Here is a 19,647-nt window from a genome sequence, read left to right on the forward strand (position 1 = left end):
GTCAGACGAAGGGCTGCTGAGGGTCGACACCGGACGGACGGTCACCTGAAACTGAATGTCTTGTGTGGATGGCTCCCGCATTGCAAGCGGCGAATTGAGCTTCTGACGCGTTGGTCGGGTGCAGTCTTGTGTCCGGCCTGTCGATGCAGTCGTTCATGTGACCGCTGGCCCTGATGGTATCCGCGAGCTGGGTCCCACTCTGCTTTGCGAGCTATGATGCCCTGGACATTCAGCGGGGTGTCCCGGCTCCCGGTCTGACCGGTTCGCCATCAACTCTCATCGTCCTCGCAACTCGGAAAAGTGCTCCCCTTCCTGCTGTCAGGCGGCCGTGGCCGCTGGTGCGCGGTAGGTGCCGCCGCGGGTCATGATCGCCCAGGCGACCCGCGCCGTGCGATTGGCCGCCGCAACAGTCACCACGCGCACCGGCTTGCGCTGCAGCAGCGCCGGCAGCCGCGGGTCGACCGAAGTCGGTGTCGCCTTCGCGCGCCGGACCAGAGAGGTCATGCCGACCACGAGCAGGCGGCGCAGGTAGCGATCGCCCATGCGTGAGATACGGCCCAGGCGCTCCGTGCCGCCGCTGCAGTTCTGCAGCGGTGTCAGCCCCAACGAGGCCGCGAACTGCCGACCGGAGCGGAAGCGCTCGGGCTCGCTCACCGAGGCGGCCAGCGCGGTCGCCGAGACGATGCCGACACCGGGGATCGTCGCCAGGCGCTGCGACAGGTCGCTGTCCCGATGCCAAGCGAGCAACTCCTTCTCCAGGCGGGTGAGCTGGATCTGCAAGGCGCCGATCTGGTCGGCCAGCCCGGTCACCACGCGTTGCGCCAGTGGTGGCACCTCGGCTGCGTCTCCAGCCGAGAGCCGGGCCGCCAGTTCGAGCGCGTGCCGCAGGCCCCGCGCCATCTCGATCCCGAACTCGGCGAGCAGGCCGCGGATCATGGTCACCAACTGCGTGCGTTGCTTGACCAGCAGGTCGCGCGTCCGGTGCAGCGCCAGCGCCGCCTGCTGCTCGGTCGCCTTCACCGGCACGAAGCGCATGCTCGGGCGCGTCACCGCCTCGCAGATGGCAGCGGCGTCGTTCGCATCGGTCTTACCGCGCTTCACATACGGCTTCACGTAAGCGGGCGGCATCAGCCGAACCTCATCGCCGAGCCTCATGAGCTCCCGGGCCCAGTGATGGGACGTGCCGCACGCCTCCATGCCGACCAGGCAACGAGGCAGCTTGGCGCAAGAACGGCACGACCTGCGCCCGGCGTAGCGCCTTGCGAACGACGACGTACCCAACTGCATCGACGGCGTGAACCTGGAAAATGCTCTTGGCCAGATCGATGCCGACGGTGGTGATCTCCATGGGGATGGCTCCTGCATGAGCGTGGCTGCTGCTTTGACAGCAACCACATCTTGGCACCGAGATGCCGTCAGTCGGAGCGGGAGCCATCCACCCCATCTGCTACCGGGCGGTCAGCTGATGTCCGCTTATGGTGCATAGCGCCCGGGTTGACCTGGACAGTTGGTCTGCGTGCACCGCGATGGGCCTTGTCAATCAAACCGGTATGCCGTGGTCGCCAGCGGCTGCGCCCGTGCGGCAGGCGACCGCCCGTCATCGGGTGCCCGGCCGCGGGGAGCGGCCGACCAGCCACGCCGCGATCAGCGCGCCGAGCGCCAGCGTCAGGAAGGCGGTGCCGAACCCGGCCGCGTGCGCCAGAGCCCCGAACAGCGCCGGACCGACCACGATACCGCCATAGGTGAACAGAAGGCCGCCGCTCGTGGCCGAGCCCACCTCCGCCGGCGCGACCGCGCTCATGATCTCCGCCAGGAAGACGCCGTTCCAGCCGGTCGCGGTCGCGCCGAAAACCAGCGCCACCGGCAGCGATAGCCACGACGGGCCGAGGAGCGCGAGGGCCGCCGCGAGGAGGCAGCTCAACGCCATGCCGAGGCTCAGCCCGACCAGCACCGTGCGCGAAGCCTGCGTGCGGTCGGCCACGAAGCCCCAGGCCGGCCGCCCAAGGATCCCCGCCACTTGGCCCGCCGAGAGCAGCGCGCCGGCGGTAACGAGGTCGTGCCCGACGACGCGGACCAGGTAGATCACCAGGAAGGCGCTCAGGACGAGCTGGATCGCCCCGAAGATCGCCGAGGCTGCGGCCAGCCTCAGCAGCGCGGGGTTGCGGAAGATCAGGGCGAGCGGATCGAGTAGGCGTGCGGTCCGGCCGAGCGTACCGATGGCGCGCTCCGACCTGACCAGGGGCGAGGCGGCCGCGAAGGCGAGCGCCGCGAGGGCGCTGCCGGCCGCGAGGGCCGCGCAGGTCGCGGTCCAGTCGAGCCGCGCCAGCAGGGGCGGGACGAGGAGCCCGGCGAGCACGCCGCCGAGCGGCACGCTGGTCTGCCGGACCGAGACGATGAAGACGAAGGCGGGTGATCCCGCCTGATGGGCGATCGCTTGAGAGCTGGCGGGCGTGAGCGGCCCGTAGCACAGCCCGATCAAGACGGCGCCGATCAGCAGGCCGGCGATCCCGGCTTCGGCGAAGATCGCGAGGCCGAGGGCGCCGCCGAGGACGCAGGCGAAGCTCAGCCGCAGCGGCCCGCAGCGCTGGATCAACGGCGCGGCGAGCAGGTTGCCCAGGAGGACGAAGGCGTAGACGAGGCCCGAGTAGGCGCCGGCGACCTCGGCGGGCAGGCCGTAGCTGTGCGCGATCGGCCCCGCCATGACGGGCGGCGCGAGGCTGAGCATGGACAGGGCGGCCTGCGGGAACATCGTGGCGAAGAGCAGCGCGACCTGACCGCCACGGGGCACCGGCATCGTCACGTCCTGCCGTTGCCCGTCGCGGTCATCCGATGGCCCGCTGCGAGACGCCGCGCCGGTCGGTGCGTCGGTTCCTGATCCTGGCAGCACGCGGCACGGCTCCTCGACAGCGCGCTTTCTCTGCGAACTCGCGTCTCACATCGGAATGCGAACCAGTCTCTGGATACGCTGCGATCAGGAAGCTCGGAAAACGCAAGACCCGACGCCGAGAACGAGGCCGTCAGCAAGCCTGAGGTCGACCAGAAGGTCGCTGGCGAACGGTGCCGGAGACTACGCGAGCCGCCACTAAGCCCTGGCCGCGACAGCACTATCGCCACGCAGTCCAGGACGCTGACTTTTCACCAGGAAAGCCTGGTGGAGCTGAGGGGATTCGAACCCCTGACCTCCGCAGTGCGATTGCGGCGCTCTCCCATCTGAGCTACAGCCCCGTCGAGGCGCCGGCCTTGTAGGCGCGGGCGGCTCAGCCTGTCAATTCCCTGTTTCAACGCCGCCCGCCAAAGTGCCGCTCCGGCACCCGGGCGCGGGCGCCCTGAGGATACGCGCGGACCCGCATGAACGCCCTGATCTGGCTCTTCGACACGGTCGTCCAGCTCTTCATCTACGTCCTCATCGCCAGTGCGGTCCTGAGCTGGCTCGTGGCGTTCAACGTGGTGAACGTGCGCAATCCGATCGTCGCGCAGATCGGCGAGGTGCTCTATCGGCTCACCGAGCCGGTCCTGCGGCCGATCCGCAACCTGCTGCCCAATCTCGGCGGCGTCGACATCTCGCCGATCATCCTGATCCTGCTGCTGCTGTTCATCAGCCGCCTGCTGCACGAATATGCCGTGCCCGCAACCTACGTTTACACGCAGTAGGATCGTCCACCCGTGAAGACCAATCCCGGCCGCTTCTTCGAGGATTTCCGCCTCGGCGAAACCATCCGCCACGCGACCCCGCGCACCGTGACGGTGGGCGACGTGGCGCTCTACACGGGCCTCTACGGCCCGCGCTTCGCCGTGCAGTCCTCGGACGCCTTCGCGCGCGCCTTCGGCTATCCGAGGAGCCCGCTCGACGATCTGCTGACCTTCCACATGGTGTTCGGCAAGACCGTGCCGGACGTCTCCCTCAACGCGCTGGCCAATCTCGGCTACGCGGAGGGCGGCTTCCGCCGGCCGGTCTATCCGGGCGAGACCCTGTCGACCGTCTCGGAGGTGATCGGCCTCAAGGAGAGCTCGAATCGCCAGACCGGCGTGGTCTATGTCCGCTCGGTCGGGTCCGACGAGCGCGGCGAGACCGTGCTGAGCTATTGCCGCTGGGTGCTGGTGCGCAAGCGCGACCCCGAGGCGGCGATCGCCGAGGAGCGCGTGCCGACGCTGGCCAAGGTGGTCGATCCGCAGGACCTCGCGGGCGCCCTGCCGCCGCTCTCGGCCGCCGCCTACGATACGGACCTCGCCGGCAGCCCGCACCGCTTCGCGGATTACGCGGTGGGCGAAAAGATCGACCACGTCGACGGCATGACCGTCGAGGAGGCCGAGCACCAGATCGCCACGCGCCTGTTCCAGAACACCGCCAAGGTGCATTTCGATGGGCTGGCCGCCAAGGACACCCGCTTCGGCCGCCGCCTGATCTACGGCGGTCACGTGATCTCGCTCGCCCGGGCGCTGAGCTTCAACGGGCTCGGCAACGCCTTCGCGATCGCCGGCATCAACGCGGGCCGGCACGTGGCGCCGTTGTTCGCCGGCGATACGGTCTACGCCTGGAGCGAGGTGCTGGCGACGGCCGATGTCGGCCGCGCCGATGTCGGGCTGCTGCGCCTGCGCACCGTCGCCACCAAGAACCAGCCCTGCGGCGCCTTCCCGGACCGCGCCGGGGAGGGCTACGACCCCGCCGTGATCCTCGATCTCGACTATTGGGCGTTCGTGCCGAAATAGCGCGGCGGCGTCGACGCGCGCTCCACCGCGGTGGAGGCCGGTTCGGCGCCAGGGAGCGCGTTCAAACACAGGCTTGAAGCCGCGCTCGATGGCAACGCGATCGGCACGGCTCGAGGCGAGCGGACGTTGAGTCTATGGCCGCACCCAAGATCGCGCAGACGCGCGCGCCCGTCGTGCGGCGCGCGGGACCGGAGGATGCGGCCGCCATCGCGGCGGTCCATGTGAGCGCGTGGCACGAGGCCTATGGCGGCCTCCTGCCGGCCGAGATGATCGACGCCCTCACGGTCGAGGTGCGGCAGGCGTGGTGGGCGCAGGTTCTCAGCAGCCCGCAGCCGGACGCCGACGAGGCGGTCTTCCTGGCCGAGATGGACGGAGAGCCGGTCGGATTCGGCCTCGGCAACGCCCAGCGCGCGGGCGCCCTGGCGGCGGCGGGCTTCGACGGGGAGATCCGGGGGCCCTACGTGGTGCGGGCCGCTCAGGGGCGCGGGGCCGGCCGGGCCCTGGTCTGCGCGATGGCGGCAGGCCTGCAGCAGGCCGGATACCGGGCCGTCGGCGCCTGGGTGCTGCGCACGAACGCGCCCGGCCGGCACTTCATCGAATCCCTCGGCGGCGCCCTGCTCGACGGGCCGGAGGCCACCCGCGGGCACGGCCGGTTCACCGAGGTCGCCTACGGCTGGCGCGATATCGCAGCCCTGGCGGCGGCCTGCGATCCGGGCTGCCGGCGCGCCTGAGGGGCGTTCAGCGGATCCCGCCGCCGACCACGCCGGCCTCGACCCCCAACGTCAGGCGATCGGTGACGGCCCACTCGACCCCGACGCCCGCCACCGGCCGCACCGCGATGTCCTGACGGCTGAACGGCACCGTCGTGGGGGTCGGCCCGACCCGCAGCGTCTCGTGCAGGGCCACGGCGCCGGTCTTGGCGTAGACCAGCACGTCCGGCGTCAGCAGGGTCCCGACCTTCACCTCCAGGGCGCCCGCGAAGTCCCGGCTGTAGGCGAGCCGCCCGTAGCCGGGCGTCAGGGTGCCGTCGAGCCCGGCCAAGTAATCGAAGCCGCCGCTGATGCCGTAGAGGATCGGCCCCTCCTGCCACATCCGCCCGGCCTCGAAGCCGATGGTGGGGCCGGAAAAGCTGCCGAAGCGGCGGGAGCTCGTGACCGCGTAGCCGGTCGACAGGCTGGCGTAGGAGCCGGTCCAGCGGCCGGCCGGGTCCGTGACGGGCGCGGGCCACGCGAAGGAGGGCAGGGGGGCGAAGCCGGCCGACGGCCACAGGAGCGCCTGGGCGGTGGCGGATCCGGCCGGCAGGCCGCAGGCCCCGAGCACGAGGCCGGCCGCGAGCCGGCGGAACGGGCGGGATCCGGTGCGTCGAATCATGCCGCCAGCTTAGCCGAAGGCGGCGGGCCGCGACAGGGCGGAGCGTTGCGTCTGGGCTGCCCGCGTCAACCCGGCCGCGCGTCGACCCGGACACCAAGCCGATGGCCCTCCGGAAGCCCGGCGCGGTCCGCCCGCCGCGGCATCCGTCGCGCCTGCGAGGGGGTGAGGCCGAAGCGGCGGCGGAAGGTGCGGTTGAAGTAGGACAGGTCGCCGAAGCCGACATCGAACGCGATGGCGCCGACCGGCCGCGGGTCGTCGCCATCCGTGAGACGCTGCATCGCCCGGTCGAGTCGGCGGGCGAGGACGAAGCCCGAGAAGGTCTCGCCCTCCGCCTGGAACAGCGCCTGGATCTGGCGGCTCGAGATCCGCTGGGCCTGGGCCACGGTGTCGAGGCTCAGGTCCGGGCTGCCGAGCCGCTGCTCGACCTCGGCCTTGAGCGCCTGGATCCGCTGCTCGCGGCGGCTCGGGACCGGTCCGTGCGCCTGGAGGTCGGGCTCGCGCACGATCAGGGCGAGGAGCTCAGCCAAGTGTGTCCGGGCGAGGTCCGCGAGCCCCGCGGTGGCGACCGGAACCAGCCCGCGCAGCAGCCCCGCCGCATAGGCGGTCAGGGTCTGCAGGCCCGGATGATCCCGCCCGATCCGCCGGAGGAAGCCGGGTTCGAGGGCGGCGAGCGGGGGCGCGAGCCGGGTCCGCTCGATCGCCAGGAGGTCGATCCGCTCGACCGCCGTGGCGGCGAACACGGCCCCCCGGCTCGCCGCGACGAGCAGCGCATCGCGCGAGCAGCAGGCCAGCGTGCGCCCGCCCTGCGTCACCTGAAGCCGCCCGACCGCCGGCCGGACCAGAAGGAGGCGCTCCACCGGTGCCGTGTCGCACCACGTCCGGGACGGGCCGAACACCGAGGCGATGCCGAGATCGGGATCCAGGCGGATCGCGGTCCGCCCGCGGAAGGGCAGGGTGTCGGCCCCCGCGATCACCTGCGGACGCGCTCCGCCGACCGGCCCGGTGCTCATCGGCGCGTCGCCGCGCGCCATCGGGGCCGCAGCCTCGGCCGGATCTGTCCACTTCGTCATCGCATGCCCGGTGCAGCCGGATCCTGCGCAGCAGTCCGGACTGTTGCGCGCCGCAGTCCAAGCGGGCGGGCAATCACCATGCTAGAGGCTCAAGATCATGTCGAGGGGTTTTTGCGGGATGTACTTCGGAACGGAGTTCAATCGCCTCGTAATTCTCTCATTGGACGAATTTTAAACTGCGCGCAATGCCGGCGGTGGGCCCGTTTTACACGGGCGCCGCGGTGGGGCGGCGGCAACGGGGCGCCCCAATGGGGGCGCACAGGGGTAGGTCTGAGCGTCATGTGGTATGTCGGTCTCGTCGCGGTCCTGAGTGCGGGGACGATCCTGGCCGGTCCGGCCGAAGCGCAGACCTCCCCGGAGACGGCCGCGCCGACCGTCGCCCTCGACGAGATCTCGGTGACCGCCACCCGCGCCCCGCGGCGGATCGAGGACGTGCCGCAGAGCGTCCAGGTGATCGACCGCGAGCAGATCCGCCAGCAGCTCACCCTGACGCCGAACCCCTCCGCGGTGCTCGCCAAGCTGGTGCCGGGCTTCTCGGCGCCGAACGGCACGATCTCCAGCGCCTCCGAGACCTTCCGCGGCCGCAACCTGCTGGTCCTGATCGACGGGGTGCCGGTGAACACGCCCCTGCGCGACGTCTCGCGCATCCTCAACCTGATCGACCTCAATTCCGTGGAGCGGATCGAGGTGGTGGCCGGTGCCTCCAGCCTCTACAGCGCCGGCGCCACCGGCGGCACGGTCAACGTCATCACCCGCCGCCCCACCGACGGGACGCCGGTCGTCACCGTCAACACCGCCCTGCGGACCTTCACGGCCGACCCCATCCACGGGATCGCGCCGGAGACCTCGATCAGCGTGACCGGCAGGGTGCCGGACGGGGTCGATTACGCCTTCACCGGATCGGGCCGCTTCGCCGCCCGGACCTACGACGGCCAGGGCCGGGAGATGCCCTCCGACGGGCAGCTCGGCCAGGGCGGCGGCGACCGCTTCCGGCTCGGCAACATCAACCTGCGGCTCGGCTACGACCTCGACCTCGCCAAGCGCCTGGAGTTCGGCCTGACCCAGATCCTGCTCAACCAGGATCCGCGCTACCTCACGGACTACACCGCGCCTTACGCGCGCCCGAACTACGGGCGGCTCTATCCCGGCCTGCCGGTGGCCGAGGACACGCGGTCGCTGTACCTGCGCTACACCGACCGCGACACGCCGCTCGGGTCGCTCTCGCTGCTCGGCTTCTTCAACGACATCAACAAGCGCTTCAACTATACGGAATTCGCCTATCCCGCGAACCCGTTCGTGACCTACTCGTTCAGGCCGGCCGCGCCCACGAGCCTCGCCAACCAATCCGCGCTGGCGACCGAGCGCGGCGGCATCAACCTGACCCTCGACACGGATCTGAGCGTCCTCCTCCCCGGCATGAAGATGACCTGGGGCACCGACGTGATCGCGGAATCCACGCGCCAGCGGTCCCGCGACGGCGCGGACGTGTTCACGCCGCTCCAGCAGAACAGCTATGCCGGCTTCGCCCTGCTGCAGCTGCCCGTGGGCGAGCGGCTGACCCTGCGCGCCGGCATGCGCTACGAGCATTTCGACCTCGACGTGGCGGGCTACACCCGGCCGGCCACCTTCGCGGCGACCGCCGCCCGCAACGCCCTCGGCTACTCGACCTTCGTGCTGCCGGCGGTCGCCGTCACGGGCGGTCGCTTCTCCTACGCGGCCCCGACCTTCAACGCGGGCGCGACCTTCAACCTCCTGCCCGGCATCGATCTCTACGGCGGCTTCAGCCAGGGCTACGCGCTCGCCGATATCGGCGCCTTCACCCGGCGGGCCGGCCTGTCGCTCGCCTATGCCTGCCCCCTGGCGCGGCCCTTCTGCCTGCCGGCCGGCACCACCATCGCGTATTCCAGCATCGCCCCGCGCGCGCAGATCGTCGATTCCTACGATTTCGGCATCCGCGGCCGGGTCGGGATCTTCTCCGGCTCGCTCGGCGGCTTCGTCTCGACTTCGGACGAGGGCACGACCTTCGACCCGCTGACCAGCCGGCTCAGCCAGCAGAAGGAGGCGATCTACGGCGTCGAGTTCACCGGCAACGCGCAGGTGACCGAGCAGCTCAGCCTCGGCACCGTGCTGGGCTATCGCGAAGGCCGCTACGACACCGACCGGGACGGGCGCCTGGACAGCTCTCTGCCCAACAACCGCATCGGCGCGCCCTTCCGCGCCACGGTCTCGGGCACCTACCTGTTCGAGAACGGCGTGTCGTTCCGCCTGGAGGGCGAGGGCTTCACCGGCCGCGACGCCCGCATCGACCTCGTGGGCACCCGCTATCGCCTCAAGGACGCCGTCACGGTCAACGCCTCGGTCGGCGCGCCTCTGGCCGGCGGCGAGCTCTACGCCTCCGTCGACAACCTGTTCGACGCCACCTACTGGAACCCCACCGCGACCTCGGTGCGCAACCTGACCGTCTACGGGCTCGGCCGCACCGTCACGGTCGGCTACCGCAAGACGTTCTGAGCCGATGGTCGCCGTGGAGGAGACCGACGGCCTCGTCGTCCTGCGCTATCTCGGCCCGCCGCTGCCCGGCGACGAGGCCGCCTATCTCGATGCCCTGGAGCGGATCGGCGCACGGACATCGCCGTTCGCGCTGATCCTGGTGTTCGGCGGAATCGGCAAGCTCTCGCCGGCCGGGGAGCGCGCCCAGAACCTGTGGTTCAAGCGCACCCGCGCCGGGCTCGACCGGCTCTGCCGCGGCCTCGTCATCGTGCGCCCCGGCTTCACCGAGGCGGGCGCGGACGTGTTCCGCCGGCTCTGGCGCTTCCCGATCCGGATCGCGCCCGACGAAGCCGCCGCCCGGTCGGCGGTGCAGGAATTCTCCGCATGAATGCCCCCGTGAGCGCGCCCATGAGTGCCACCGTGAGCGCCACCCGGTCCGAGCGGCTGCGCCTCTTCGCCGTGCTGGCCGCGCTCTACATGGCGCAGGCGATCCCCTCCTACCTGATCGCGGCCGCCCTGCCGCCGATCCTGCGCGAGGCCGGCGTCTCGCGGGCGGCGATCGGCTATCTGAGCCTGCTCTTCCTGCCGCTCGTGCTGAAGTTCCTCTGGGCGCCGGTGGTCGACCGGGTCAGGCCCTTCGCGCGGGCGCACCGGGCGGGCTGGGTGCTCGTCACGCAGCTCGGCGTGATCGGCTGCATCCTGGCGATGCTGCCGCTCGGCCCCACCGATGTCGCCGGCCTGATCGGCATCGGCTTCGTCGCCGCGCTCCTGATTTCGACGCAGGACATCGCCACCGACGGCTACGCCGTGACGCGGCTGCGGCCCGAGGACCGCGCCATCGGCAACGCCATCCAGGGCGGCTCGATCGCCCTGGGGGTGGTGGTGGGCGGGACGCTGAGCCTCGTGCTCTACCACCATGCCGGCTGGAGCGTGATGCTGCTCACCGCCGCCGCCTTCTGCCTGCCGCCGCTCGCCGCCGCCTTCTGCATGCGCGAGGGCGATCCCGCGCCTGCCGCAAGCGCGCCGCGCCCCTCGATCCGCGCCTTCCTGCGGCGGCCGGAGGTGCGCACCATCCTGTGGGTCGCCCTGACCTACCGGGTCAGCGAGGGCCTCGTGAAGGCGATGGAGGGCCCCTACCTCGTCGATTCCGGCGTGCCGCTCGACCGGATCGGCTACCTGTCGGGCCTCTCGGCGGCCACCGCGGGGCTCGCCGGATCGGGCATCGCCGCGCTGCTGGTGCGCCGCATCGGCACCGCCGCCACGCTCGGCCTGCTCGGCGCGGCGCGCACCCTGTGCTTCGCCCTGTTCGCCGCCCACGCGCTGGGCGCCGTGGTCGGCCTGTGGCCGCTCTTCGGCGCCGCCGGGTTCCAGACGCTGATCCGCTACATGGAGATCGTGGCGCTCTACAGCCTGTTCATGGCGGTCGCCTCGACCGACCAGCCCGGCACCGACTTCACGATCCTCGCCTGCGCGCAGCTGATCGTCTACTTCGTCGGCGCGCTGATCTCAGGCAAGCTCGCCGATCTCTTCGGCTACGGCGCCCTGTTCGGGCTCGCCACGCTGCTCTCAGGAATCGCCACGGTGGCGACCGTGCGGCTGCTCGGCACCGGCCGGGGGCCGTCCTGATGGCCCGCGCCGCGCCGGAGCCGGAGGGCGCCCGGCGCAGCGACGTCCCGTGCGGGGGCGGTCGGCGCAGATCCCCTGCACGCCCAGAGGCGCGATATCCGCTGCCGAATGCGCTCCGGCGGCGAATATTCCGCCGAAAGCTGAACCGTGTACCAACGCAGAGGGCCAGATCTTCTTCAAGGCGGCAACACAAAATGGGGGGCACATGCCAGGTTTGCCGCAACGCCTCGCCGGTCTCGCCCTCGGAGCAGCGGCTTTCCTGAGCCTCCCCGTCCTCGCGCGCCGAGAATTTCATCGCGATTCTGACGGGTGGCACCTCGGGTGTGTATTACCCGATGGGTGTCGCGCTCCCGAAGGTCTTCACCGAGAAGCTCCCGGGAACTCGTCTGTCCAGGCCGCCAAAGCCTCCGTCGAGAACCTCAACTTGGTCCAGGGCGGCAAGGGCGAACTCGCCTTCACGCTCGGCGACAGCTTGGCGGCCAGATGGAAGATGGATGAGGAGGCGGGGTTCCGGCGCAAGCTCTGCGCGCGCCCGCCGCGACCGCCGCTCGGTTGCCGGACGCGGGGATCGATGCCATACGCCGCGCCGGGTGCGCGATCCGGTGGGCGGGTCGGCAGGTTTCTGCGCTGGTCGGGCCGCCAGCGGCCGAGAACCTGTGCGCGTGCCGTCACTCCCCCGCCGTCCCCTCTCGTCCCTGCGCGACCTGCTCACGAGCGCCGCCGGCGGCGGTCTCGTGCTCATGGCCAGCGCCGCGCTGGCCCTGGCCGTCGCGAACTCGCCCCTGGCCGACACCTACTTCGCCCTGCTCAAGGCCCATCTCGGGCCGCTCTCGGTCCTGCACTGGATCAACGACGGCCTGATGGCCGTGTTCTTCCTGCTCGTCGGCCTGGAGATCAAGCGCGAGCTGCTCGACGGGCGCCTGCGCACCTGGCCGGACCGCATCCTGCCGGGGGTGGCCGCGCTGGGCGGCATGATCCTCCCCGCCCTCGTCTACGCCACCGTCAACCGGCACTCGCCCGAGACCCTGCGGGGCTGGGCGATCCCGGCCGCCACCGACATCGCCTTCGCGCTCGGCGTGCTGGCGCTGCTCGGCTCCCGCGTGCCGGTCTCGCTCAAGGTGTTCCTGACCGCGCTCGCCATCATCGACGACCTCGGCGCGGTGATCATCATCGCGTTGTTCTACACCGCCGACCTGTCGCTGCCGATGCTCGCCGGCGCGGCCGTGACCCTGGCGGCCTTGTACGGGCTGAACAGGGCCGGCGTCAGCCGCCTGTGGCCCTATCTCGCCCTGGGCGCGGTGCTCTGGGTGTTCACGCTCCTGTCGGGGGTCCACGCGACCATCGCGGGCGTCCTGCTCGCCCTGACGGTGCCGCTCCGGCTGAGCGTCGGCCGGCCGGACGACCCGACCTCGCCGCTGCACATCCTCGAACACGCGGTCAGCCCCTGGACGGCGTTCCTGATCCTGCCGGTGTTCGGCTTCGCCAATGCCGGCGTGTCCTTCGCGGGGTTCCAGCCGGGGATGCTGCTCGATCCGGTGACCCTCGGCGTCGCCCTCGGCCTCCTCGTCGGCAAGCAGCTCGGCGTGTTCGGCTTCGTGCTCGCGACCGTGCGGCTCGGCTGGGCGCAGCGCCCGAGCGGCGCGACCTGGGCGCAGGTCTACGGCGTCGCCGTCCTCTGCGGAGTCGGCTTCACGATGAGCCTGTTCATCGGGCTGCTGGCCTTCGCCCAGCGGCCGGATCTCGAGGCCGAGACCAAGGTCGGGGTGCTGCTCGGGTCGCTCGCCTGCATGGCCGTTGGGGCCCTGGTGCTGCGGCTCGCCCCGCAGAGTCCGGCTCACCGCTGAGCCGTCGCCGCGTCGCCCTGTCTCCGGCACGCGGCTGTCTCCCGTCGTCGACATCCCCTGAACCCGGTGAAGCATCATGCCGCGTCAGTTCCCCCGGCGTCGTCCCGGCGCCATCGAAGGCCGCCTCTCCGACCTCGTGCTCGCCCTCACCGGAGTCCTGTTCCTCGGGGTTGCGATCCTGATGCTGCTGTCCTGGCTGACCGGTGATGCCGAGGGGGCCGCAGCGGGATACGGGCTGACGCAGGGCTCCTGAGTTTCGCCCCCGATGGACTGACGACCGATGACGGCCCTGACAGCGACGCTGCGCGAGGTGTACGAGGGGGACACGCGGCGCGCGCACCGCTTCCGCTACGCCCTGCTGGTGTTCGACGTGGCGACGATCGCCTTCGTGATCGTCACGTCGTTCCTGCCGCTGACGGCCTGGATCATCGCCTGCGACCTGGCGCTGGGCCTGTGCGTCCTCATCGACTTCGCGGCCCGCCTCGCCATCAGCCGCGCGCCCCTGCGCGAGTTCCGGCACCTGAGCACGTGGACGGACCTCGTGGCGGTGGCCTCGTTCCTGGCCCCCGTGCTGGTCGAGGGCGTCGGGTTCCTGCGCATCCTGCGGACGCTGCGGCTGCTGCGCACGTACCATCTGCTGGAGCGGTTGCGGCAGGACAGCGACCTGTTCCGCCGCAACGAGGACGCGATCCTGGCCGCGACCAACCTCGTGGTGTTCGTGTTCACGATGACCGGCATCGTCTACGCCACGCAGCACGACCACAACCCGGCGATCCAGACGCCGGTCGACGCCCTGTACTTCACGGTCACGTCGCTGACGACGACGGGCTACGGCGACATCACCCTGCCGGGGCCGATGGGCCGTCTGCTGTCGGTTTTCGTGATGATCTGCGGGGTGACGCTGTTCTTCCGCCTCGCCCAGGTGGTGTTCCGCCCCTACAAGGTGCGCTTCCCCTGCACCGCCTGCGGGCTGCAGCGCCACGAGCCGGACGCCGTGCACTGCAAGGCCTGCGGCACCCTCCTCAACATCCCCGACGAGGGGGCGTACTGACGTCAGGCGGCGGCAACCGGCGTGATCGTGCGGAACCGGCGATAGCGGTCTTCCAGGTCGGCGAGGTCGGACGGGTCCGCCACGTCGCGCCGGGCCGCGGCGATGACGAGATCGGCGTGCCGGGCGAGTTCGGCCGCCCGGTCCGTCAGCCGCTCGACCTCGGCGACCCGGGCGAGCACGTCGAGCATCCGGCCGAGGACGTGGACCGAGCCGGCGGCGTTCTGGCGGATCATGTGGAACATGGCATCGCACAGCCCGTCATAGTCCGTCACCGGATGGACCAGCACGGGTTGGCCCTCGCGCAGGACCACGCCGGTCTGCAGGTGGCGGGGGGCGATCCGGCACAGGGCGTCGCCGAGGTGATCCACCACGCTGCCGGCCGTGAACGGGTCATTGATGCCGGGCGAGAGGGCCCGCACCGCGATCTCGACCAGTTGCCGGATCGAGTATTCCGGGTCCTGGAGCGCGGCGGGGCGGCGGCCCAGCGTCACCGCATCCAGGATGGCGGCCTCGGCCCCCTCGACCGTCCTCGACACGTATGCGATGGGAAAGCCGCTCGGCACGTAGTCGCCGGGCCGCACCCGCAGGGTGACCGCGACCCGGTTCTCGTGGGCCCAGTCGGCCAGCGCGTCCTCGTCCATGGCCTGCACGTAGCCGCCGCCGGTCGCGGCGAGCGCCCGCCCGCCCGGTGCCGCGGCGGGGCCGGTCGCGCCCGCCGCGTCGCGGGTATGAACGGCGATGGCTTTGCAGAGGTCCTGCTGGACGACATCGACCACGGTCTCGATGTTGATGCTCGTGGCGATGTGGTGGACGAACCAGACCAGGGTGCCGACCGCGACCAGCGCCAGGACCAGGGCGCCGGTGATGGCGAGGTGCGGGACGAAGGGGTCTTCCTCCACCGTCCGCACCGTGCGCAGGACCATCAGCGCGTACGCGAAGGTCCCGAGGAAGATGCCCAGCACGATCTGATTGCGGGCATCGCGGATGAAGTTGCGCAGGAGCCGCGGGCCCATCTGGCCGGAGGCCAGGGTCAGGGCCGCGATGGTGATGGAGAAGGTCGTGCCGGCGACCCCGATGTTCGAGGACGCGATGGCGCTGAGCAGTGCCCGCGCGCCCTCGGCGCCGCCGGAATAGCCCCAGTTCGTGTCGGGCGAGGAGGCGTCGAAGCCGGCGATATGGGCCGTCTCCAGCCAGACCCCGAACTGCGCCAGCAGGATGCAGCCGAGGACGACGAGCGCCGGGCGGAGCCAGAACAGGTCGCCGAGGATCTCAAGCCAAGCTTTGACGCGCGCGTTCATCGTTGGGGCCTGACATCTCCCGGCGCCGGGGACAACCGGCACGAAGGGTCGTTCCGATCGTTGGGGACGGGCGTGGCGGGCCGTTTCGGCCCGTTCCGGGTGGCCGCGCGCGAAAAGGATGCCCTTTGATCTCGATCTTCGACCTCGCCGCGCTGCTGCTGACCCTCTCGGCCCTGTTCGGCTGGTTGAACCGCCGCTTCCTGCGCATGCCGCACAGCATCGGCCTGCTCGTGATGGGGCTCCTCGCCTCGCTCGCGCTGGTGCTCGCCGACGTCGCCTTCCCGCGCCAGCACCTCTACGATGATCTCACCCGCGTCCTCGATCAGGTCGATTTCACCGGCGTGGTGATGAACGGCATGCTGGCCTTCCTGCTGTTCGCCGGGGCCATGAACCTCGACCTTCGCGCCCTGCGCGCGCGGGCGCTCGCGGTGACCACCCTGGCGCTGCTCGGGACCCTCGTGTCGACCGCCCTGGTCGGCGTGGCGTTCTGGGCGGCGGGGCAGGCGCTCGGCAGCCCGGTGCCGCTGGCCTGGGCGCTGGTGTTCGGCGCCCTGATCAGCCCGACCGACCCGGTCGCGGTGCTGGCCACCCTGAAGAACGTGGAGGTCCCGGAGGCCCTCGAGATCGAGATGCAGGGGGAGGCGCTGTTCAACGACGGCGTCGGCATCGTGCTGTTCACGGTCCTGCTCGCCTACGCGGCGGGATCGGGCGGCGCGGCGATGGGCGTCGGCACGGTCGCGACGCTCCTCCTGCACGAGGCCGTGGGCGGCGTGCTCCTCGGCATCGTCACCGGCTACATCGCCTATCGGGCGATGAAGGCCATCGACGACTTCCCCGTGGAGGTGCTGATCACCCTGGCCCTCGTCACCGGGACCTACGCCCTCGCGCAGAAGCTCGGCACGAGCGGTCCCCTGGCGGTGGTGGCGGCGGGCCTGCTCATCGGCGAGCGCGCGCCGCGCTACGCCATGAGCGACACCACGCAGAAATACGTCTCGGCCCTGTGGACGCTCATCGACGAGGTCCTGAACTCGGTCCTGTTCCTGCTGATCGGCCTGGAGGTCCTCGTGCTGCGCTTCCAGGTCTCCGGCCTGGCGCTGGCCGCCTGCGCGGTGCCGATCGTGCTCGTCGCGCGCCTCATCGCGGTCTCGACACCGGTGCTGCTGTTCCGCTGGGGCGGCCACCTCTCGCCGGGCAACGTGCCGTTCCTGACCTGGGCGGGCGTGCGCGGCGGCATCTCGGTGGCGCTGGCCCTCTCGATGCCGGAGAGCGAGGCCAAGCCCGCGATCCTGGCGGCGACCTATGCCGTCGTGCTGTTCACCATCATCGTCCAGGGCTCGACCCTCGGCCTGGTCGCGCGGAAAACCCTCCGCGCGCGGTAGGCGCTGGCCGAGCGGATCAGTCAGCGCAGGGTCAGGGCGTCCAGCCAGCCATGGGCGGCCCCGTAGCGGATGATCTCGGCCCGGGTCCGCAGCCCGAGCTTCTCGGCGGCGCGCGCCTTGTAGGTCTCGACGGACTTCACGCTCACGTCGATGCGCCGCGCGATCTCCTTGTTGCTGAAGCCCTGCGCGATCAGCCGCAGGGTCTCCGTCTCCCGCGGGCTGAGAACCTCCCCGCCCGCCGCGGCGGGCGCGCGCGCCGCGCCCGCGGAGGGGCCCGCCATCATGTGGCCGGCGATGGACGGGTCGAGGTAAATCCCGCCCGCCGCCACCGCGTGGACCGCGCGCAGAAGGTCCTCCGCCGCCGAGCGCTTGAGGAGATAGCCCCGGGCGCCGGCCTTCAGCAGCGGCTGGACGTAGGCCGCGTCCTCGTGGACCGTCAGGACCAGCACCCGGGTCTCCGGGCATGCGCCGGCGAGCCGCTCGGTCAGTTCGAGCCCGCTGAGGCCGGGCATCGAGACGTCCACGACGGCGACCTGCGGGGCGAGCGTGCGGATCAGAGGCAGGGCCTCGCCGCCATTCGTGGCCTCGCCCACGAGCTCGACCTCCGGGTCGGCGGTGAGCAGCGCCCGGATGCCCGCGAGGACGATGGGGTGGTCGTCGGCCAGGACGACGCGGATACGGTCCATGGTGAGGCTCCTCGGGCGTCAGGCCGCCTGCGGGAGGGGGATGTGGACGAATAACGTCGTGCCGACGCCCGCGGACGCTTCCAGGGTCAGCGAGCCGTCCAGAAGCGAGAGGCGCTCGCGGATGCCCGAGAGGCCGAGCTTCGGCTTGGCGGCGGCGCCGTCCGGCGACGGAGGCGGGCTGGCCTCGGGGTCGAAGCCGACGCCGTCATCCTCGATGATGACCAGCACCGCGTCGGAACGCTGCTCGACCGAGACGCTGACCGTGGCGGCCTGCGCGTGCTTGAGGACGTTGGTGAGCGCCTCCTGCACGATCCGGTAGACCGCGCTCTCGACGCCGGGCGGCAGGCGGGCCGCCTCCCCCAGGAATTCCAGGTCCGGGCGCACGCCGTGGCGATGACCCCAGTCCCGGAGGAGGGTCGCCAGGGATTCGGTCAGCCCGAGGTCGTCGAGCGCGGTCGGGCGCAGGTCGACGGCGGCCCGGTGGATGTCGCGGCCGACCTCGCCGGCGAGCCGCTGCAGCCATTGAACTTGCCGGCCCGCCTCGGGCGACACGCCCTCTGCCGCAAGCAGCCGCTCCAGGCCCTTGAGGCCGAGCGACAGGCCGGTGACCGTCTGGCCGACCTGATCGTGCAGCTCGCGGGCGATCCGGCGCTGCTCGTTCTCCTGCGCTTCGCCGAGGCGGCGGAGCAGGTCGAGCCGCTCGGCCTCGGCGCGCTTGCGCGGTTCGATGTCGGAGACGACGCCGTAGACGAGCCCGGCGGCCTCCCTGTGGAGTTGCGGCACCCGGCCGGTCAGGCGCACCCAGCGCGGCTCGCGGGCCGGATCGGTGACGCGGAACTCCACGTCGAGCGGCGTTCCCTCGGCCGCGCCCCGCCGCACCGCCGCGTCGAGCCGGGCACGGTCGTCGGCATGGATCGCGGCCAGGACCTCGCGGGCGGCGGCCTCCGCCTCCCCCTTCGCGGCCGCGACGGGCCAGCCGAGCAGTTCGGCCGCGCGCCCGGATGCCGTCACCGTCGCCCGGACGGTGTCCCACCGCAGCGTCCCGAGTTCGGCGGCCTCGACGGCGACCGCGCCCTGCTCCTCGCTCGACCGAAGCGCGAGGGCGAACCGCGCCTGCTCGCCCGCCCGACGCTGGGCCATGTCGCGGCCGACCAGCCCGACCAAAGCCAGCCCCAGTCCGATGCTGAGGAGGCTCCCGCCGCCCAGCACGAGGTAGGAGCGGGAGACCGGCGCGTTCAGGGCGGCCACCGGCATGCCGAAATGGACCGACCAGCCGCCGGTATGCTGGAGGGTGCGGTAGACCACCTCCACGTTCGCCCCCTCCAGGGTCGGGCCGGTGTAGAAGCCCTGCGGCGCCCGCCGGATGGCCGCCTGCAGGGCCGGGTTCGCCGGATGCCCCAGTTCCTCCGTCTCGGCGCGGGTGCGGGCGATGGTGTTGCCGTCCGCGTCGACGATGGTCCCGACCCAGCCTTCGGGCGCCCCGGCGTCGCGCAGGATCGAGCTGACTGCGTCGGTGGCGAGCCGGACCGAGAGGACGTAGCGGAGCTTGCCCGCCCGGATGACCGGGACGCGCAGGGCGACGAGGCGCTGGCCCGAGATCGGCCCGACCGGTCCGATGCCGCCGATCACGGGACGCGCGGTCCGCACCACGGCGTCGAAGCTCTTGCGGTCGGCGGTGGGCCCGAGTTCCTCGTCGAGGGAGCGGAGCAGGTTGACGACCTGGGCGCCGTCGGGGTCGGCGAGTTCGACGGTCGCCCAGAGCGGGTGCGCCTGCCGGAGGCGATCGGCCTCGGCGTAGAAGGCGGCGAGGTCCGGCGTGTCGAGGGTGGCCGAGGCCGCCTCGGCCTCCAGGACCGTCACCTGCGCGGCGATGTCGGAGGCGACGCGCTCGGCCACGCGGGAGGCGCTGGCGACCGCGGCGTTGCGGACCAGGTCGCGCTGCTGCTGCGCCAGGAGGGTGGCGACCCAGCCGCTGAGGAGCAGCACCGGGATCGCCGCCGCGAAGGCCAGGGCCGCGAAGGTGCGGCGGTTGCCGCGGCTGAGCCGGGGCCGCCCCTCGGCGGTGTCCGCGGTCCGATGTGTCATGCGGGGCACTCATGGGGACGCGTCCGGGCCGGACGCGCCC

The 19,647-nt window shown here is 71.6% G+C and carries 16 protein-coding genes, 1 tRNA gene and 2 pseudogenes; 11 read left to right on the plus strand and 8 right to left on the minus strand.

The annotated features are described in order from the left end of the window. Window positions 1-318: 318 nt before the first annotated feature. From AAHG09_RS13870 to AAHG09_RS13880, 3 genes and pseudogenes are all read right to left on the minus strand, one after another. Window positions 319-1,348, minus strand: a pseudogene (locus AAHG09_RS13870) (IS110 family RNA-guided transposase). Between the two features lie 249 nt (window positions 1,349-1,597). Beyond that, window positions 1,598-2,794, minus strand: coding sequence for an MFS transporter (locus AAHG09_RS13875; RefSeq protein WP_342107897.1), 1,197 nt, complete (start codon window positions 2,792-2,794; stop codon window positions 1,598-1,600). A gap of 355 nt (window positions 2,795-3,149) precedes the next feature. Then, window positions 3,150-3,225, minus strand: a tRNA-Ala gene (locus AAHG09_RS13880). Between the two features lie 123 nt (window positions 3,226-3,348). Between AAHG09_RS13880 and AAHG09_RS13885 the strand changes: the two genes are divergently transcribed. From AAHG09_RS13885 to AAHG09_RS13895, 3 genes are all read left to right on the plus strand, one after another. After that, the gene (locus AAHG09_RS13885; protein ID WP_342107898.1) at window positions 3,349-3,651 is read left to right on the plus strand and encodes a YggT family protein; all 303 of its coding nucleotides are present in this window, start codon (window positions 3,349-3,351) and stop codon (window positions 3,649-3,651) included. A 12-nt stretch (window positions 3,652-3,663) separates the two neighbouring features. Beyond that, complete coding sequence (locus AAHG09_RS13890; protein ID WP_342107899.1) at window positions 3,664-4,707, plus strand: MaoC family dehydratase; 1,044 nt, start codon at window positions 3,664-3,666, stop codon at window positions 4,705-4,707. Window positions 4,708-4,841: 134 nt separating this feature from the next. After that, window positions 4,842-5,438, plus strand: a complete 597-nt coding sequence (locus AAHG09_RS13895; protein ID WP_342107901.1) for a GNAT family N-acetyltransferase — start codon at window positions 4,842-4,844, stop codon at window positions 5,436-5,438. A 7-nt stretch (window positions 5,439-5,445) separates the two neighbouring features. Here the strand turns inward: AAHG09_RS13895 and AAHG09_RS13900 are convergent, their stop codons facing one another. Next, window positions 5,446-6,078 carry an outer membrane protein gene (locus AAHG09_RS13900; RefSeq protein WP_342107903.1) on the minus strand — a complete coding sequence of 211 codons (633 nt, stop codon included), beginning with the start codon at window positions 6,076-6,078 and terminating at the stop codon, window positions 5,446-5,448. A gap of 65 nt (window positions 6,079-6,143) precedes the next feature. Beyond that, on the minus strand, window positions 6,144-7,148 hold the full coding sequence (locus AAHG09_RS13905; protein ID WP_342107904.1) for a helix-turn-helix transcriptional regulator: 1,005 nt from the start codon (window positions 7,146-7,148) through the stop codon (window positions 6,144-6,146). A 279-nt stretch (window positions 7,149-7,427) separates the two neighbouring features. Here AAHG09_RS13905 and AAHG09_RS13910 point away from each other — a divergent pair, with 279 nt between their 5' ends. From AAHG09_RS13910 to AAHG09_RS13935, 7 genes and pseudogenes are all read left to right on the plus strand, one after another. After that, entirely contained in the window at window positions 7,428-9,659 is a 2,232-nt protein-coding gene (locus AAHG09_RS13910) for a TonB-dependent receptor (RefSeq protein WP_342107905.1), read from the plus strand. A 4-nt stretch (window positions 9,660-9,663) separates the two neighbouring features. Continuing rightward, window positions 9,664-10,026 (plus strand): hypothetical protein, encoded by a 363-nt coding sequence (locus AAHG09_RS13915; protein ID WP_342107906.1) that lies wholly within the window; start codon window positions 9,664-9,666, stop codon window positions 10,024-10,026. A gap of 20 nt (window positions 10,027-10,046) precedes the next feature. Beyond that, window positions 10,047-11,264 (plus strand): MFS transporter, encoded by a 1,218-nt coding sequence (locus tag AAHG09_RS13920; RefSeq protein WP_342107907.1) that lies wholly within the window; start codon window positions 10,047-10,049, stop codon window positions 11,262-11,264. A 205-nt stretch (window positions 11,265-11,469) separates the two neighbouring features. Continuing rightward, window positions 11,470-11,787: pseudogene (locus AAHG09_RS31940) on the plus strand (TAXI family TRAP transporter solute-binding subunit); the annotation flags it as partial. 139 nt (window positions 11,788-11,926) lie between these two features. Continuing rightward, window positions 11,927-13,108 (plus strand): Na+/H+ antiporter NhaA, encoded by a 1,182-nt coding sequence (nhaA, locus tag AAHG09_RS13925; RefSeq protein WP_342107908.1) that lies wholly within the window; start codon window positions 11,927-11,929, stop codon window positions 13,106-13,108. Window positions 13,109-13,184: 76 nt separating this feature from the next. Further along, entirely contained in the window at window positions 13,185-13,361 is a 177-nt protein-coding gene (locus AAHG09_RS13930; RefSeq protein WP_342107910.1) for a hypothetical protein, read from the plus strand. Between the two features lie 27 nt (window positions 13,362-13,388). Then, on the plus strand, window positions 13,389-14,159 hold the full coding sequence (locus AAHG09_RS13935) for a potassium channel family protein (RefSeq protein ID WP_342107911.1): 771 nt from the start codon (window positions 13,389-13,391) through the stop codon (window positions 14,157-14,159). A 2-nt stretch (window positions 14,160-14,161) separates the two neighbouring features. Here AAHG09_RS13935 and AAHG09_RS13940 read toward each other — a convergent pair whose 3' ends face one another. Continuing rightward, window positions 14,162-15,457, minus strand: coding sequence for a DUF2254 domain-containing protein (locus tag AAHG09_RS13940; protein ID WP_342107912.1), 1,296 nt, complete (start codon window positions 15,455-15,457; stop codon window positions 14,162-14,164). Window positions 15,458-15,582: 125 nt separating this feature from the next. On the opposite strand from AAHG09_RS13940, the gene AAHG09_RS13945 reads away from it, so the two are divergent. Beyond that, the gene (locus AAHG09_RS13945) at window positions 15,583-16,836 is read left to right on the plus strand and encodes a cation:proton antiporter (protein ID WP_342107914.1); all 1,254 of its coding nucleotides are present in this window, start codon (window positions 15,583-15,585) and stop codon (window positions 16,834-16,836) included. A 20-nt stretch (window positions 16,837-16,856) separates the two neighbouring features. Here AAHG09_RS13945 and AAHG09_RS13950 read toward each other — a convergent pair whose 3' ends face one another. Both AAHG09_RS13950 and AAHG09_RS13955 read right to left on the minus strand, forming a co-directional pair. Further along, window positions 16,857-17,522, minus strand: a complete 666-nt coding sequence (locus AAHG09_RS13950; RefSeq protein ID WP_342107915.1) for a response regulator transcription factor — start codon at window positions 17,520-17,522, stop codon at window positions 16,857-16,859. An 18-nt stretch (window positions 17,523-17,540) separates the two neighbouring features. Beyond that, a complete protein-coding gene (locus tag AAHG09_RS13955) occupies window positions 17,541-19,607 on the minus strand; it encodes a sensor histidine kinase (protein WP_342107916.1) in 2,067 nt (688 codons plus the stop codon). Window positions 19,608-19,647 lie beyond the last annotated feature (40 nt).

This window comes from Methylobacterium guangdongense (assembly GCF_038442355.1).
Taxonomy (GTDB): Bacteria; Pseudomonadota; Alphaproteobacteria; order Rhizobiales; family Beijerinckiaceae; genus Methylobacterium; species Methylobacterium guangdongense.

Excerpts from the sequence above, each read along its gene's own strand:
- AAHG09_RS13900 (WP_342107903.1), bottom strand. The coding sequence starts at position 6,078 with ATGATTCGACGCACCGGATCCCGCCCGTTCCGCCGGCTCGCGGCCGGC.
- AAHG09_RS13940 (WP_342107912.1), bottom strand. The coding sequence starts at position 15,457 with ATGAACGCGCGCGTCAAAGCTTGGCTTGAGATCCTCGGCGACCTGTTC.
- AAHG09_RS13950 (WP_342107915.1), bottom strand. The coding sequence starts at position 17,522 with ATGGACCGTATCCGCGTCGTCCTGGCCGACGACCACCCCATCGTCCTC.
- AAHG09_RS13905 (WP_342107904.1), bottom strand. The coding sequence starts at position 7,148 with ATGACGAAGTGGACAGATCCGGCCGAGGCTGCGGCCCCGATGGCGCGC.
- AAHG09_RS13935 (WP_342107911.1), top strand. The coding sequence starts at position 13,389 with ATGACGGCCCTGACAGCGACGCTGCGCGAGGTGTACGAGGGGGACACG.
- AAHG09_RS13895 (WP_342107901.1), top strand. The coding sequence starts at position 4,842 with ATGGCCGCACCCAAGATCGCGCAGACGCGCGCGCCCGTCGTGCGGCGC.
- AAHG09_RS13920 (WP_342107907.1), top strand. The coding sequence starts at position 10,047 with ATGAGTGCCACCGTGAGCGCCACCCGGTCCGAGCGGCTGCGCCTCTTC.
- AAHG09_RS13875 (WP_342107897.1), bottom strand. The coding sequence starts at position 2,794 with ATGCCGGTGCCCCGTGGCGGTCAGGTCGCGCTGCTCTTCGCCACGATG.
- AAHG09_RS13955 (WP_342107916.1), bottom strand. The coding sequence starts at position 19,607 with ATGACACATCGGACCGCGGACACCGCCGAGGGGCGGCCCCGGCTCAGC.
- AAHG09_RS13910 (WP_342107905.1), top strand. The coding sequence starts at position 7,428 with ATGTGGTATGTCGGTCTCGTCGCGGTCCTGAGTGCGGGGACGATCCTG.
- AAHG09_RS13915 (WP_342107906.1), top strand. The coding sequence starts at position 9,664 with ATGGTCGCCGTGGAGGAGACCGACGGCCTCGTCGTCCTGCGCTATCTC.
- AAHG09_RS13930 (WP_342107910.1), top strand. The coding sequence starts at position 13,185 with ATGCCGCGTCAGTTCCCCCGGCGTCGTCCCGGCGCCATCGAAGGCCGC.
- AAHG09_RS13885 (WP_342107898.1), top strand. The coding sequence starts at position 3,349 with ATGAACGCCCTGATCTGGCTCTTCGACACGGTCGTCCAGCTCTTCATC.